Raw genomic sequence first — 15,258 nt, forward strand, 5'->3', positions numbered from 1 at the left:
TTATTGTACGCTATTTCTCGTCAAAAATCAACCATTTGTTGTGACAGAGCCTTTTCTATATAGCCTTTGAAATATATCCAACGTTAGATAAAGTATTGATTAATTCATCTATTGGATGTTGTTGTTTAGATAATATAGTCACGGTATTATCTTCCGTGTTTACTTTGGCATTAAAGCCTTCTTGGCTATTGAACGCATTTTCAATGGTATGAACACAACTTTGACAATGAATGTCATATACTTTTAAAACGGCTTTGTAAGGGTAATGCTCTTTGTTTTTATCTTTTACCCTTACTTTTTTTATGGTTTCACTAGAACCACAACATCCTGATGTGGCTCTTTTTTTCGTGGAACGAATTCCAATACAGATAATAATTACTAAAATGACACATATAATAATTGTTGGTAAGTTCATATGTTTAATTCTCCAATGAAAAAATACACCAAATAGTTAGAACAGTCAAACTAAGTTAATCATGTGTAACTTTTTGTTGACATTGCTTTATTGTAAGAGTAAACTAACTGTGTTAGAAGTGCCTAACTAGGAGGGTTCGATATGCCATTATCTTTTGCAGATTTAAATTCGGTCAATACAATCAAAAAAATTGGTGGTTCTAAAGAACAACAACGACACTTAGAAAACTTAGGTTTTGTGCCTGGGACTGTGATTGTGATTGTGAGTAAAACCAATGGAAATGTAATTGTGAATGTCAAAGAGGTTCGAATAGCCATTAGTGAAGAACTCGCAAGAAAGATCATGGTGTAGAAAGGAGTAATTATGACTTTAAAGGAAGTTTCAATTGGTCAAACAGTTACTGTAAAAAAATTGTCTGGTCAAGGAGCAACAAAACGAAGAATTATGGATATGGGAATTACTAAAGGAGTAAGTGTAACTGTTCAAAAGGTAGCACCATTAGGAGATCCTATTGAATTAACCGTTCGTGGATATCAATTATCGCTTCGTAAAGCCGACGCAGAAATGATTGAAGTAGAGTAAAGTTAAAAATAGGAGGGAATTATGTCAATTCAAGTCGCATTAGCAGGTAATCCGAACTGTGGTAAAACTACATTGTTTAATGGTTTAACAGGTGCTACACAATATGTAGGTAACTGGCCAGGGGTTACAGTTGAGAAAAAAGAAGGAAAGTATAAGGAAGATAAAGATATTAAAATCACGGATTTACCAGGTATTTATTCATTATCACCATACACTTTGGAAGAAGTTGTATCTCGTGAATTTTTATTAAATGGAAATGTTGATGTTGTGTTAAACATCATTGATGGTTCTAACTTAGAAAGAAACTTATTTTTAACAACACAAATTTTAGAGTTGGGTATTCCAACAGTTGTTGCGATCAACATGTTGGATGTCATTGAAAAAAGAAAAGATACAATTGACTATAAAAAGTTATCAAAAGAATTAGGTTGTCCTGTATTACCAATTTCAGCTTTGAAAAACACAGGAATCAAAGAGTTGATGGCTGAGGTAAAAAAGGTGACGAATACGCAATGTAAAGCTAAAAATATTTATGCAGGTAAAGTATTAAATGCATTGAATACAATTGAAACAAGTTTGCCTTCAAGTATTGAAGCAAGTCGTCGTTTCTTCTATGCCGTTAAATTGTTTGAAAGAGATGATAAGATTGAAGCGGCTATCAAATCAAAGGCAGATGCAGATGTGATTGAAACTGTAGAAAAGTCAATGGATGATGATAGTGAATCAATTATTACAGATGCTCGTTATACATATATCACAAGTGTAATTAAAGATTGTTACAAAAAAGGATCTAAAGAAGTATTAACTACTTCGGATAAGATCGACCGTATTGTCACTAACCGAGTTTTAGCACTTCCAATATTTGCCCTTGTAATGTGGTTTGTATATTATATTTCAGTAACTACAGTAGGAACTATTGTAACTGACTGGACAAATGATGTCTTGTTTGGTGAAATTATTCCTCCTGCAGTGGATAGTTTCTTAACTTCAATTCAATGTGCAGATTGGTTACATGGATTGATTGTGGATGGTATTATTGGTGGTGTAGGTGCTGTCATTGGCTTTGTACCACAGATGTTAGTATTATTCTTCTTCTTAGCTATCTTGGAAGATTGTGGATATATGGCACGTGTTGCCTTTATCATGGACCGTATTTTCCGTAAGTTTGGATTATCAGGAAAATCATTTATTCCTATGTTGATTGGTACAGGTTGTGGTGTGCCTGCTGTTATGGCAAGTCGTACCATTGAAAGTGATCGTGATCGTAAGATGACAATCATGACAACAACATTCATTCCATGTGGTGCAAAAATGCCAATCATCGGTTTAATTGCCGGTGCTATTTTCCATGGTGCTAGCTGGGTAGCTCCAAGTGCTTACTTTGTAGGTATGGCAGCTGTTATTATTTCTGGTATTATGTTAAAGAAGACAAAATTATTTGCCGGAGATCCTGCTCCATTCGTCATGGAAATGCCAGCATACCACACACCTCGTGCAGTTAATGTATTAAGAAGTATGTGGGAACGCGGTTCAAGCTTTATTAAAAAGGCTGGAACAATTATCTTATTATCTACAATCGTATTGTGGTTCTTACAAGGATTTGGATGGGAAAAAGGTGTATTTGGCATGGTTGATGATATTGATCATTCAATTCTATCTTCAATTGGACAAACATTCGCATGGATCTTCTCACCACTTGGTTGGGGCGATTGGAAAGCTGCAGTTGCTAGTGTAACAGGTTTAATTGCCAAAGAAAATGTTGTCGCAACATTTGGACAATTATATGGATTTGCTGAAGTCGCTGAAGAAGGAAATGAATTCTGGGGACAATTATCGGCAAGCTTTACACCACTAGCTGCCTATTCATTCATGGTATTTAACTTGTTGTGTGCTCCATGTTTTGCAGCAATGGGAGCTATCAAACGTGAAATGAATAACACAAAATGGTTCTGGATTGCCATTGGATATCAATGTGGATTCGCTTATGTATGTTCACTGATCGTTTATCAATTAGGTAGTTTATTCAATGGTGGATCTTTTGGATTTGGAACGATTGTTGGATTTATCTTATTGATTGGTTTAATTTATTTGTTGGTTCGTCCATCAAAAGAAAGTGATACTGCTGAAGTTGAATTTGCGGTAAAATAATGTAAAAGGAGGGGTTTCATGAATCTATCAACATTTCTAGTTTTATTGGTTGTATGTGCATGTGCAGGCTTTGCTTGTCGAAGCATTTATAAAGATAAAAAGAGTGGAAAATCAAGTTGTGGTGGAGGTTGTTCACATTGTGGCAGTCATTCGATGTGTGAAAATCCCAAGGCATTTTTTGATCAGATAAAAAAAGAACAATTTAGTAAATAAGAGCATCGAAAGGTGCTCTTTCTTTTGGTATAATAGGTGAAAGAATCGAGGAAAATAAAATGAATTTAAAAGAAAAATATGCAGACTTAATTGTTCGTTCAGGCTTGAATGTTCAAAAAGATCAAATAGTAGTTGTTCGTGCTAACGTAGAAATGAATGAATTTGTTCGTTTGATTGTGAAATCATGTTTTGATGTTGGCGCAAAAGATGTAATTGTTCGCTATAGTGATGATGAAATCAATCGTATGAGATATCTTTCAGGGAATCGTATGCCTTATGATTATGAAGCTTTATTCCATAATGAAACGGCTGAAAAGGGAGCTTGTTATTTGAGCTTAGTTGGTGAAGATCCTGATGGAATGAAGGGGGTAGAGCCAAAATTAATGGCAAATTATAGAAAGGCATTAAGAGAAATGACACAGCCATATCGTGATAAATTGGATTATATGCATGCAGCATGGTGTGTGGCCAGCGTTCCAACTATGGCTTGGGCTAAAAAGGTATATCCAGAATCAGAAGATGCATTATCTGATTTGTGGAATGCAGTATTAAAAATTAGTCGTGTAGACGAAAAGGATGCCAATGAAAACTGGAACGAGCATCGTGCATCTTTTGATAAGCGAGTTCATATTTTAAATCATTTAGATATCGAAAGTGTTCATTATACAAATTCTTTAGGAACGGATTTAGTAGTTGAACTTCCAGAAGGTTATGTATTTGCAGGTGGAGGATCCTTTTTAGATAATGGTAACTACTATTTCCCAAATATTCCTACAGAAGAAATTTTTTCTGCACCTAAAAAGACGGGTGTAAATGGTAAATTATATAGTGCTTTACCTTTGGCTTACAATGGTGCAATTGTAAAAGATTTCTGGTTTGAATTTAAGGATGGGCAAGTTGTGGATTATGATGCCAAAGAAGGAAAAGAGGTTTTGACTAGTATTTTAGAAACGGATGAAGGGTCAAAATATCTTGGCGAAATTGCCTTAGTTCCTTATGGATCGCCTATTAGTGCATTGGATACTTTGTTTTATGAAACACTGATTGATGAAAATGCTTCATGTCATTTTGCCTTGGGTGCAAGCTATAATGAATGCATTGAAAAAGGTTTAGAAATGAGTGAAGAAGAATTGTTGGAACATGGTATGAATCAATCGTTTACGCATGTAGATTTCATGGTAGGAACCAGTGATTTATCGATTGAAGCTACATTAAAAAATGGTAAAAAGATCCATATTTTCAAGAATGGTAAATACACAAGTGAATTTGACGAATATACATTAAATTAGTACAATATTATAATTGGAGGGATATTTATGGCAAATGAAAATGAAAAGAATCCCAGTGCTTTAGAAGAGCTTAGACGTCTAAAAAGAACGGATCGAATTAAATCTTTAGATATACATGAACCAGAATTACATGATTTTAATGCTGAAAACATTTTCCATATTGATGAAGAGCCAGAAAAGAAGACCATCTTTGGAAAACGAAGCGCAAGAACACATGTAAAAATCAATGAGAATATTTTTGACGATGAAGTTGCAGAGTCAGTAGATATCACACCTAGTACTTCAATTGAAGAAGTAGAGGCACCTATTGAAAAGCATGTTGTGGAAGAGCCAAAAGTAGATGATAAGCCATTGGTTGAAGAAAAAACAAAATTCATTGAAGAAAAACCAAAAGTGGTTGAAGAACCTGAAAAGATTGTTGTTGAAAAATTGGATGTTGATGATGATTTTACAACAGAATCAATTGAAAACGAATTAAAGTCTTTTAATGCGAAACCAATTGAGGAAGAACAACCAGTTCAAGAAGTATTGGATGATGAAGAAGATTTTGAGGACGAATATGTGGATGACGATGAAGGTGAAGATGAAGATCTTTATGAGGAAAGAAAGAAATTCTTATATGCGGAATATCCAAAAATAGAACAATATCTTCAAGATAAATCTAGTGAAGGTTATCACTTTGTGCGTCAAGAAGGAAAGAAATATTTCTTTAGAAAAGGTCAGCCCAAAACGTATTATTATTCTATGAACTATTTTGTGGATGAGCCAGATGCAGATCAATGGCGCGAGTGGGAATCTGATGGATGGAAATTGGTTTCTAAATCAGATGGTAAAAAGAAAAGTGATGCGGGTTGGTTTACTTTTAGAAATGAAGAAGAAGATGGAGAATATCGTAAAGAAATTGATAATGATTCAGAAAAATTCCGTTTCTTTAAGAAATATTCAAGTTCATGTCGCTCAACAATGTTCTTAGTGTTTATTTGTATGGCATGTTGCGTTGTGACAGGACTATTACAAGTGTATTTCCAAGGCTATTTAGCAGGAATCGCGTTATGCGCAGGTCTATTCTTAATTTCATTTATTGTATTCTGCATGTATGGCAGAATGCTTAGAAAATCTAAGAAGAGGGCTCGTGAATTAAAATCTAAATTAAGGATTCGTGAAAGTCGTGCAATCGAAGAAAGTAAAGATTTCTATGATACTTCTGAAAGTGAAGAAGAATTAGATACAGATTGGAACACTTTAGAACAGCATACGGGTAAAGAAAAGAAACATCTATTCAGACGTGTAGATCGTGAAGATGAAGAGTAAAAAGGAGGCAAATTTTGCCTCCTTTTAAACTGTCATAATTTGTACATATTGTTTGTAGTGTGATAAAACTTCATCATCAATGGTGTTGTCGGTAATTAAAGTGTCAAAGTTAAATAGATCATAATAAATATAGAAGTCGGCACGGTTGAATTTCTTGTTGTCGGCCAATAGATATTTATTTTTAGAATTATCTAATGCGATCTGTTGCGATTCACCTTCCTCTAATGAATAGGTTGTGATAGATGAATTGTAGATTCCGTTACAACTGATAAAGGATTTATTATATTTTAATTTACCCAATACTAAATTTGTGATAGGACCCACAAATGTATTTGTGTTATCTCTGTAATCACCGCCAGTTAGTATGACTTCAGTAGGAGCGTGATTCACTAATATATTAAATACGGCAAGGCTATTTGTGATAACGCGAATGTTTCTTCCTGTTAGTTGTTCAGCCAAAAATTGAATGGTTGTACCAGGACCTAAAAAAATAGATTCTCCTTCTGAAATAAGAGTTGCTGCTTTATGGGCAATTCTCTTTTTTTCTTCAATTTGCACAGACGATTTTTCAATGTGACTTAATTCGTGGTCCATTGAAAAAGAAAGGCTTTGTGCTCCACCATGAACTCTAAGTAATTTTCCGGATTTTTCTAATTCATCCAAATCTCTTCTTGCGGTCATATCCGACACACCTAATTCATCCATGATTTCTTGAATGGTAATGATTCCATTTTGATTTACTTTATGTGCAATTTTTACTAAACGTTCTTTTTTTAACATATCGATATCCTTTTCTATGGTAAACGATACCATTTCAAATATATTTAGTCAACATAACACAAACAAAAACAAACACTTTTTATTAAAATATTACTTAAATGCTACATAAATGTTTTAAAATGTTTGAATAAGTGATAAAAAGTGTTTGAATATGTTGACAAATGATTAGAAAACGCTTACACTAATGATGTAAACGATAAGGCCACATCGTAAAAGGAGAAAAGAAAATGACTAAAGATGAGTTAAGTATGGTTGGATTTGAAATAGTTGCATATTCAGGAGATGCAAGAAGCACATTGTTATCATTGTTGAAAGAAATGCGTGCGGGTAATTTTGAACATGTTGAGGAGAAATTAAAAGAAGCCGATGAAAATATTAATTTAGCACACCAGTCTCAAACAAAGATCTTACAACAAGAGGCTAGAGGAGAAGACATGGAAATGGGATTCATTTTCATTCATGGGCAAGATCACTTGATGACAACGATTTTATTGCGCGATATTGTAGATGATTTTATTAATTTATATGAAGAAAGAGGAAATAAATAATGTTAAACGGGGTTATTAAGCAAATTGAAAAAGGAAAACCTTTCTTTGATAAGATTGCACAAAATATTTATTTAGGGGCTGTTCGTGATGGTTTCTTAACTGCAATGCCAGCCATTCTATTCTCAAGTGTATTTATTCTAGCTGCATCGATTCCAGAAATCTTTGGAATTGTATTACCAGCTACAGTATCTGACTGGTTATGGAAAGTATATAACTATTCAATGGGTGTTGTTGGTTTGTTGGTTGCGGCTACTACAGCTCGTTGTTTAGCTGAAAGTATGAACCGTAGAATGCCTAAAAACAAAGTCATTAATACAACAAGTGTTATGTTGGCAAGTATTGTTGGATTTATGTTGTTAGCTGTTTCAAATGTAGATGGTGGTATCTCAACTACATATTTAGGAACAAAAGGTTTGCTAGCATCATTTGTTTCTGCATTCATTACAGTAAATATGTATAAATTCTGTGTTATTAAAGATGTTACAATTCACATGCCAAAAGAAGTGCCGGGTACTATTTCTCAAATGTTTAGAGATGTATTCCCATTCTCATTCTCAGTTTTAGTATGTGTATTGATTGATGTGGCATGTAGAACTGCATTTAATTATACTTTTGCCGAAGCTATTATCACATTGCTTCAACCATTATTTACTGCTGCCGATGGATATTTAGGAATCTGTATTATTTGGGGTGCTATGGCATTGTTCTGGTTTGTAGGTGTACACGGACCAAGTATTGTAGAACCAGCTATTGCAGCTATTATTTATGCTAACGTAGATGCAAATTTAGCGTTATTCAAAGCTGGTGAACAAGCCTCTAACGTATTAACTGTAGGACTTGGAAACTTCGTAGGAACAATGGGAGGAACTGGAGCTACCCTTGTAGTACCATTCTTATTCATGTTGTTCGCAAAATCAAAACAATTAAAAGCTGTTGGTAAGACAACATTTGTTCCAGTATGTTTTGCGGTAAATGAACCATTGTTATTCGCTACACCAATTGTATTGAATCCATATTTCTTCATTCCATTCTTGATTACTCCAATGATCAACGTATCATTGTTCAAATTCTTTGTGGACGTATTAAAAATGAATTCATTCATCTACGTATTACCATGGGCAACACCAGCTCCAATTGGATTGATCTTAGGTACAGGAATTAGTTTATTAGCTGTTGTATTAGCTGTTGTATTAATTGTTGTAGATGGAATTGTTTACTTGCCATTTATTAAGGCGTATGATGCAACTTTATTAGAAGAAGAAAAAGAAGCATTAGATGCTTTAGAAGAACAAGTTGAAAAAGAAGAAGCTAAAGAAGTTCAACCTTTAAGTTTAAATAAAAATATTAATGTATTAGTATTATGTGTAGGTGCTGGAACATCAGCAATGTTTGCAAATGCCGTTAAAGAAGGAGCAGAAATTGAAAACTTACCAATTGATGCAACCGCAAGTGCATATGGTTCGCATTATGATATTTTGAAAGATTATGACATTGTTGTATTATCACCACAAGTACAATCGCATTTAGAAGAAGTACGACAAGATGCTTCTAAATACGGTACTAAAGTTGTCGCAACAAAAGGTGCACAATATATTAAATTAACGCGTGATCCAAAGGGTGCCGTTGAATTTATTTGTGAACAAGTAAAGGAAGGATAAATGTATGAAATTTTCGGATGATTTTATTTTCGGAGGTGCTACTGCCGCTTATCAATGCGAAGGTAGCACTCTAGAATACGGTAAAGGAAAAGTATCTTGGGATGATTTTCTTGCCAAACAAGGACGTTTTAAAGCGGATCCAGCCAGTGATTTCTATCATCAATATGGACAAGATTTAAAACTATGTAATATGTTTGGTATTAATGGAATTCGTATCTCTATATCTTGGGCTAGAATCTTTCCGGAAGGAACTGAAAGAATCAACCAGGAAGGAGTTGATTTCTATCATAGAGTATTTCAAGAATGTCATAAAAATCATGTAGAGCCATTTGTGACATTGCATCATTTTGATACTCCAGACACACTTTACCAAAAAGGCGATTTTTTAAATCGAGATACAATCGATGCTTTCGTAGAATTTTCAAAATATTGTTTTGAAGAATACAAAAACGAAGTAACATATTGGTTTACATTCAATGAAATCTGGGCTGTGGCCACTAACACATATATTGAGGGAACTTTCCCAAATGGCGAAAAATACAATATGACGAAAGCATTCCAGATCATGCATAATATGATGGTGGCACATGCCTTGGCTGTGTTGGAATACAAAAAGGCAGGATATAATGGAAAGATTGGTGTTGTACAGTCTTTGGAATATAAATATCCATTTGATGAAAACAATTTGGATGATATCCAGGCTGCTAAAAATGAAGATGTGCTTCAAAATCAATTCTTGTTGGATGCAACATTTAAAGGATATTATTCAACAGAAACAATGGAAATTGTGAATCGTTTAGTCAGCATCAATAATGGTACGCTGGAATTGTTAGATGAAGATTTTGATGTATTGAAACAAGCTGCACTACTAAATGATTACATGGGTATGAATTATTATCAATCTCGTTTTATTCAACATTACGAAGGAGAAAATGATATTCATCATAATGGAACAGGAGAGAAGGGAACTTCTAGATTCTGTTTAAAAAATGTAGGACGAAGAATGGAAAAGGAAGGCATTCCACGTACGGACTGGGATTGGTTGATTCATCCAGAAAGTATGTTTGATATGCTAGTACGTATTCGCCAACAATATCCAAACTATAAAGCAATCTATATCACAGAAAATGGTATGGGATATAAAGATGATTTTGAAGATGGAATCATTGATGATGAACCACGTATTGACTTTATTAGAAGACACTTAGAATTCACATTAAAGGCAATTGAAGCTGGAGTTAATGTAAAAGGATATTTTGTCTGGTCACTAATGGACATGTTCTCATGGACAAATGGCTATAATAAGCGTTATGGCTTGTTCTATGTAGATTACGAAACACAGAAGAGATATCCAAAGGCAAGTGCATATTGGTACAAACGTGTTTCTGAAACAAAAGAGGTTTAGTATGAATAAGTATAAAGGCGTAATATTTGATTTTAATGGAACATTGTTTTTTGACAATCCAAAACATATTTTGGCATGGTCAAAAATATCGCAAGATATTCGTCATCATGGAATTGATGAAGAAGAACTTCATGAACATATTAATGGAGTGCCTAATAATAAGGTTGTTGAATATATGTTTGGTGGGAAGTGTGATCCATCCGAAATGGAAAAATATTCGCAGTTAAAAGAAGAATATTATCGCCAATTTTGTAAAGAAGATCAGGCAACATTTCATTTAGTAAAGGGAGCTGAAGAATATTTTGATTATTTAAAAGAATCAAATATTCCATTTACAATCGCATCCGCATCTATTAAGCCAAATATTGATTTCTTTGTAGAATCGTTTCATCTAGATAAATGGATTGAGCCATCTAGAATTGTCTATGATGATGGAATGTATGAAAACAAGATCGCAATGTTTAAAAAGGCAGCTCATAATATTGGAGTTAAGATTCAAGATTGTTTGATTATCGAAGACAGTGTTAGTGGGATTACAAATGCTTATAAAGCAGGATGTCACAATATAGTCGTTGTGGATTCTGCCAATAAAAAAGAAGAATACGAAAAGCTTCCTGGAGTTGTACAAGTGATTGATTCTTTTGATAATTTTAAATGAGAGCCATTCATACCAGAATGGCTTTTTTGTATAAATAAAACATCAAATAAACAAAAACAAACAAATAATCATTATTTGAAACCTAAATTCAACATCTATGTTTAAATTGTTGTTTGAATATGTTGACATGGATGAAGAAAACGCTTACACTAAAATCAAATGAGCAAATCTTAAATTTATAACCATATCTGCATAATATTGATAATGAGCCGTATATAAATAAATGAATAATTGATCATTATTTTTGTGGATAGTGTAGCAGGAAAAGGGATTTGGCTGTAATAAAAATGATTGATTTTGTTTATATGGAAGGAGAACAAATGAACACAAAAATTAACCAGTTATTAGAGTATGCTTTAAAGAATGGAATGATTGAGAAATACGATTATGATTATTCTGCAAATTTATTGATTGATCTATTTGGCATCCAGGAATTTAAAAGAGAAGAAGTAGAAGACTGTTCTGTCTATGAGATTTTAGATTTCATGTTAGATTATGCGGTTGAAAAAGGTATGATTCAGGATACTGTAACTGAAAAAGATTTATTAGATACTCGCATTATGAATTGTGTAATGCCTAGACCTAGTGAAGTTGTGCATACTTTTAAGAGTCTATATTCTATGAATCCTAAAGATGCAACAGATTACTTCTATAAGTTGAGTATCGATTCAAACTATATCCGTAAATCAAGAATTGATAAGAATATCAGTTTTGCACATTTCTGTAAGTATGGAGATATTCAAATTACGATCAACTTGTCAAAACCAGAGAAGGATCCAAAGGAAATCGCAAAGGCAAAAAATGCCGTAAGCACTTCGTATCCTGCATGTTTATTATGTAAGGAAAATGTCGGTTTTGCCGGAAACTTAAATCATCCAGCTAGACAAACACATCGGATTATTCCACTAGATTTAAATGGACATACATACAATTTACAATATTCACCATATGTGTACTATAATGAGCACTGTATTGTATTTAATAGTGAACATACGCCAATGAAGATGGATCGTTCTACATTTGAACATTTATTCGCATTTATTGATAAATTCCCACACTATATGATTGGAAGCAATGCAGATCTTCCTATCGTTGGTGGATCGATTTTAAGTCATGATCACTATCAAGGTGGAAGACACCATTTTCCAATGGAAGACGCAAAAGTTGTTAAGAGCTATACATATAAGGATGTACAAGTGGATATACTTTACTGGCCATTATCAACACTTCGATTAACATCAAAATCGAAAGAAAACGTATTGGATCTAGCTACTAAAATTTTTGAAACATGGTGTACATACAGTGATGAAAGTTTAGATATTATTGCCAATGAATCTGGCGTTCGTCATAATACAGTAACGCCAATTGTAAGAAAGAAAGATGGCAAATATCAAATGGATGTAGTTTTACGAAATAATCGTACTACAGAAGAATATCCATTAGGTATTTTCCATCCTCACTCAGAACATCACCATATTAAAAAAGAAAATATTGGTTTGATTGAAGTGATGGGATTGGCTATTTTGCCAGCACGATTAAAAACAGAGTTAGAACAAATTAAATTATGTTTATCTGGAAAAGCAGATTTTGATTCTTATCCAGAACTTGAAAAACACAAAGACTGGTATGAACACTTGAAGACATGTTCTTATACAAATGTGGATGCATTCATGGAAATGGAAGTCACAAAGAAATTCGTGTCTGTATTAGAGAATGCCGGCGTATATAAAATGGATGATGAAGGGATGGACGGCTTTAGCCGTTTTGTAAAGACATTATGGTAGAGGTAAAAGAAAGATTAGAGAATGGAATTGATGTATTATCGATTTCAAATTCACATTTAACTGTAGAAGTTACAAACTTTGGTTGTACTCTTTTAAAGATTGTAACGAAAGATAAGAATGATCAAGACTGTGATTGTATTTTAGGATTTGAACATGTTGAAGATTATCAAAAACGAGATGGAACCTATTTAAATGCCTTAGTTGGACGAGTATGCAATCGTATTGAAAAAGGTACATTCACAATGAATGGGACAGAATATCATGTGCCTATTAATAATGGACCAAATTCACTACATGGAGGTATTGAGGGATTCTCTTATAAAGTATTTGATTATTCTTTAATTGAAGATGGCGTTAAATTCCACTATGTATCAAAAGATGGAGAAGAAGGCTATCCTGGAACATTAGATTTCTATGCGATCTATTGGCTAGATGAATCGAGTTTACACATTCAATATAGTGGTGTTAGCGACAAAGATACGTTGATCAATATCACAAACCATGGCTATTTCAATTTAAATGGATATGCATCGAATATTGATGATCATACGTTACGAATTTCAGCATCTAAATTTGGTTGTGTAGATCTAGATGGATTATATACAGGTGAATTAAGAGATGTTAAAGAGACTGCATTTGATTTTAATACAGAAAAAAGAATTGGAGATTTTATTCATTCAGAGGATGAACAATTAATCATCGCAAGAGGTTATGATCATCCATATGTATTTGATACTAAAGAAAATCAAGTGTGTTTATACAGTTCACTAAGCGGTATTGAACTAAAAGTATCCACAACATATCCAACGGCACAAATCTATAGTGCGAACTACTTAGATGGACAGACAGATAAATATGGTAAGATTATGCATTCACAAGATGGATTGTGTATTGAAACAAGCTATATCGCCGATTCGATTCATAAAGAAGAGAATCCAAAAGTTTTATTAAAAGCAGGACAAGTATTTGAAGAAGAAACAACATATACATTCGAGGTAAGAAAATGAAAACAACAGAAATTAAAGAACAAGTAGTATCCGGTAAATATGATGCATTGATTGAAGATCTATATGCAGATCCAAGTTTATTAGACTATCAAAAACAACGTTATGCTGCTGCATTAGATAAATACCAAACATTATTTGGAGATGATGAAGTGAGTATTTATAGTGCTGCTGGAAGAAGTGAGATTTCAGGAAATCATACAGACCACCAACACGGTTGTGTACTTGCAGGATCTATCAATTTAGATGCGATTGGAATTGTATCTAAACAAGATCATGTAATTAAAGTGATTTCTGATGACTTTGACATCAAACCAATTGATTTGAATGATTTAGACAAAAAAGAAGATGAACTAGGAACAAGTGAAGCCTTGATTCGTGGCGTAGTTTCTAAATTAAAAGAATTAGGCTATAACGTAGGTGGATTTAAAGCTTTCATTACGAGTGATGTATTAATGGGGGCTGGACTATCAAGTTCTGCAGCATTTGAATCTATTATCGGTACAATTATTGATGGATTATACAATGATATGAAGATCGATATGGTAACGATCGCTAAAGTGGGTCAATATGCAGAAAATGTATATTTTGGAAAACCATGTGGATTGATGGATCAATGTGCATGTGCTGTTGGTGGACTTATTTCAATTGATTTTAAAGATACTTCAAACCCAATTGTAAATAGTGTGAATGTTGATTTCTCAAAATATGATCACAGTTTATGTATTGTAGATACAAAGGGAAGTCATGCCGATTTAACAGATGCCTATGGTGCTGTACCACAAGAAATGAAAGAAGTTGCTCACTATTTTGGTAAGGAAGTTCTTCGTGAAGTGGATGAAGATGAGTTCTATGCAAATATCGCAAACTTAAGAACGACTTTAAATAATGATCGTGCAATCTTAAGAGCTATTCATTTCTTCAATGAAAATAATCGTGTAAATACATGTGTAGAAAAATTGAACAACGATGATTTTGAAGGTTTCAAGGCATTAATTCAAGAATCAGGAAATTCAAGCTACAAATTCCTACAAAACGTATATGCAGACTTTGACTATAAGAACCAGGCTGTATCTTTAGGTTTAGCTATGTCTGAAATGATTTTAAAAGATCATGGCGTGTGTCGTGTTCATGGTGGAGGTTTTGCCGGAACGATTCAAGCCTTTGTTGAAAATGGCTATGTAGAAACATATAAAGAAGAAATTGAAAAAGTATTTGGAAAGGGAAGCTGCCACATCTTAAAAGTAAGAAAACTAGGTGGCTGCAAGGTTATTGACTAATGAATATCTTAGTAACAGGTGGAACCGGATATATTGGTAGTCATATTTGTGTTGAATTATTAGAGAGTGGTTATGATGTTGTAGTAATTGATGATTTCTCGAATTCAAAACCAGATGTATTGGATTCAATTTATAAAATTACAGGAAAGCATGTTAAGTTTTATGAATTTAATGTGTTAGATG

At 33.5% G+C, this 15,258-nt stretch carries 16 protein-coding genes; 14 read left to right on the forward strand and 2 right to left on the reverse strand.

Annotated elements, in window-relative coordinates; all coding sequences use genetic code 11:
- Positions 1-55: 55 nt before the first annotated feature.
- A complete protein-coding gene (locus tag LJE08_RS10260; protein WP_227403133.1) occupies positions 56-415 on the reverse strand; it encodes a heavy-metal-associated domain-containing protein in 360 nt (119 codons plus the stop codon).
- Between the two features lie 141 nt (positions 416-556).
- Between LJE08_RS10260 and LJE08_RS10265 the strand changes: the two genes are divergently transcribed.
- Genes LJE08_RS10265 through LJE08_RS10290 form a run of 6 tightly spaced genes read left to right on the forward strand, consistent with a single transcriptional unit; the run spans position 557 to position 5,958 of the window.
- Entirely contained in the window at positions 557-766 is a 210-nt protein-coding gene (locus LJE08_RS10265; RefSeq protein WP_117926819.1) for a FeoA family protein, read from the forward strand.
- Positions 767-778: 12 nt separating this feature from the next.
- Complete coding sequence (locus LJE08_RS10270) at positions 779-997, forward strand: ferrous iron transport protein A (RefSeq protein WP_117925775.1); 219 nt, start codon at positions 779-781, stop codon at positions 995-997.
- Positions 998-1,018: 21 nt separating this feature from the next.
- A complete protein-coding gene (gene feoB, locus LJE08_RS10275; RefSeq protein WP_227403134.1) occupies positions 1,019-3,145 on the forward strand; it encodes a ferrous iron transport protein B in 2,127 nt (708 codons plus the stop codon).
- An 18-nt stretch (positions 3,146-3,163) separates the two neighbouring features.
- Positions 3,164-3,358 (forward strand): FeoB-associated Cys-rich membrane protein, encoded by a 195-nt coding sequence (locus LJE08_RS10280; RefSeq protein WP_117925779.1) that lies wholly within the window; start codon positions 3,164-3,166, stop codon positions 3,356-3,358.
- A 59-nt stretch (positions 3,359-3,417) separates the two neighbouring features.
- Complete coding sequence (locus tag LJE08_RS10285; RefSeq protein WP_227403135.1) at positions 3,418-4,647, forward strand: aminopeptidase; 1,230 nt, start codon at positions 3,418-3,420, stop codon at positions 4,645-4,647.
- Positions 4,648-4,674: 27 nt separating this feature from the next.
- Positions 4,675-5,958 (forward strand): DUF2812 domain-containing protein, encoded by a 1,284-nt coding sequence (locus tag LJE08_RS10290; protein WP_227403136.1) that lies wholly within the window; start codon positions 4,675-4,677, stop codon positions 5,956-5,958.
- A gap of 24 nt (positions 5,959-5,982) precedes the next feature.
- On the opposite strand, the gene LJE08_RS10295 is transcribed toward LJE08_RS10290, so the two are convergent.
- Entirely contained in the window at positions 5,983-6,738 is a 756-nt protein-coding gene (locus LJE08_RS10295) for a DeoR/GlpR family DNA-binding transcription regulator (protein ID WP_186999441.1), read from the reverse strand.
- A gap of 227 nt (positions 6,739-6,965) precedes the next feature.
- Between LJE08_RS10295 and LJE08_RS10300 the strand changes: the two genes are divergently transcribed.
- From LJE08_RS10300 to LJE08_RS10335, 8 genes are all read left to right on the forward strand, one after another.
- Entirely contained in the window at positions 6,966-7,286 is a 321-nt protein-coding gene (locus tag LJE08_RS10300; protein ID WP_117925787.1) for a PTS lactose/cellobiose transporter subunit IIA, read from the forward strand.
- Complete coding sequence (locus tag LJE08_RS10305) at positions 7,286-8,944, forward strand: PTS transporter subunit EIIC (protein WP_227403137.1); 1,659 nt, start codon at positions 7,286-7,288, stop codon at positions 8,942-8,944. Before LJE08_RS10300 ends, LJE08_RS10305 begins: the two co-directional genes overlap by 1 nt.
- Before the next feature lie 4 nt (positions 8,945-8,948).
- Positions 8,949-10,349, forward strand: coding sequence for a 6-phospho-beta-galactosidase (gene lacG, locus LJE08_RS10310; protein WP_227403138.1), 1,401 nt, complete (start codon positions 8,949-8,951; stop codon positions 10,347-10,349).
- A gap of 1 nt (position 10,350) precedes the next feature.
- A complete protein-coding gene (locus LJE08_RS10315) occupies positions 10,351-11,007 on the forward strand; it encodes an HAD family phosphatase (RefSeq protein WP_117925793.1) in 657 nt (218 codons plus the stop codon).
- Between the two features lie 320 nt (positions 11,008-11,327).
- Positions 11,328-12,791, forward strand: a complete 1,464-nt coding sequence (locus tag LJE08_RS10320; protein WP_227403139.1) for a UDP-glucose--hexose-1-phosphate uridylyltransferase — start codon at positions 11,328-11,330, stop codon at positions 12,789-12,791.
- Entirely contained in the window at positions 12,785-13,798 is a 1,014-nt protein-coding gene (locus tag LJE08_RS10325) for an aldose epimerase family protein (protein ID WP_227403140.1), read from the forward strand. The genes LJE08_RS10320 and LJE08_RS10325 overlap by 7 nt, the downstream gene beginning before the upstream one ends.
- On the forward strand, positions 13,795-15,075 hold the full coding sequence (locus LJE08_RS10330) for a galactokinase family protein (RefSeq protein ID WP_186999447.1): 1,281 nt from the start codon (positions 13,795-13,797) through the stop codon (positions 15,073-15,075). The genes LJE08_RS10325 and LJE08_RS10330 overlap by 4 nt, the downstream gene beginning before the upstream one ends.
- The coding region (locus LJE08_RS10335) for an NAD-dependent epimerase/dehydratase family protein (RefSeq protein ID WP_227403141.1) at positions 15,075-15,258 on the forward strand (184 nt) is incomplete at its 3' end. The genes LJE08_RS10330 and LJE08_RS10335, both read left to right, overlap by 1 nt.

This window comes from Holdemanella sp. DFI.5.55 (genome assembly GCF_020593575.1).
GTDB classification, from domain to species: Bacteria; Bacillota_I; Bacilli_A; order Erysipelotrichales; family Erysipelotrichaceae; genus Holdemanella; species Holdemanella hominis.

Excerpts from the sequence above, each read along its gene's own strand:
- LJE08_RS10260 (WP_227403133.1), bottom strand. The coding sequence starts at position 415 with ATGAACTTACCAACAATTATTATATGTGTCATTTTAGTAATTATTATC.
- LJE08_RS10265 (WP_117926819.1), top strand. The coding sequence starts at position 557 with ATGCCATTATCTTTTGCAGATTTAAATTCGGTCAATACAATCAAAAAA.
- LJE08_RS10270 (WP_117925775.1), top strand. The coding sequence starts at position 779 with ATGACTTTAAAGGAAGTTTCAATTGGTCAAACAGTTACTGTAAAAAAA.
- feoB (WP_227403134.1), top strand. The coding sequence starts at position 1,019 with ATGTCAATTCAAGTCGCATTAGCAGGTAATCCGAACTGTGGTAAAACT.
- LJE08_RS10280 (WP_117925779.1), top strand. The coding sequence starts at position 3,164 with ATGAATCTATCAACATTTCTAGTTTTATTGGTTGTATGTGCATGTGCA.
- LJE08_RS10285 (WP_227403135.1), top strand. The coding sequence starts at position 3,418 with ATGAATTTAAAAGAAAAATATGCAGACTTAATTGTTCGTTCAGGCTTG.
- LJE08_RS10290 (WP_227403136.1), top strand. The coding sequence starts at position 4,675 with ATGGCAAATGAAAATGAAAAGAATCCCAGTGCTTTAGAAGAGCTTAGA.
- LJE08_RS10295 (WP_186999441.1), bottom strand. The coding sequence starts at position 6,738 with ATGTTAAAAAAAGAACGTTTAGTAAAAATTGCACATAAAGTAAATCAA.
- LJE08_RS10300 (WP_117925787.1), top strand. The coding sequence starts at position 6,966 with ATGACTAAAGATGAGTTAAGTATGGTTGGATTTGAAATAGTTGCATAT.
- LJE08_RS10305 (WP_227403137.1), top strand. The coding sequence starts at position 7,286 with ATGTTAAACGGGGTTATTAAGCAAATTGAAAAAGGAAAACCTTTCTTT.
- lacG (WP_227403138.1), top strand. The coding sequence starts at position 8,949 with ATGAAATTTTCGGATGATTTTATTTTCGGAGGTGCTACTGCCGCTTAT.
- LJE08_RS10315 (WP_117925793.1), top strand. The coding sequence starts at position 10,351 with ATGAATAAGTATAAAGGCGTAATATTTGATTTTAATGGAACATTGTTT.
- LJE08_RS10320 (WP_227403139.1), top strand. The coding sequence starts at position 11,328 with ATGAACACAAAAATTAACCAGTTATTAGAGTATGCTTTAAAGAATGGA.
- LJE08_RS10325 (WP_227403140.1), top strand. The coding sequence starts at position 12,785 with ATGGTAGAGGTAAAAGAAAGATTAGAGAATGGAATTGATGTATTATCG.
- LJE08_RS10330 (WP_186999447.1), top strand. The coding sequence starts at position 13,795 with ATGAAAACAACAGAAATTAAAGAACAAGTAGTATCCGGTAAATATGAT.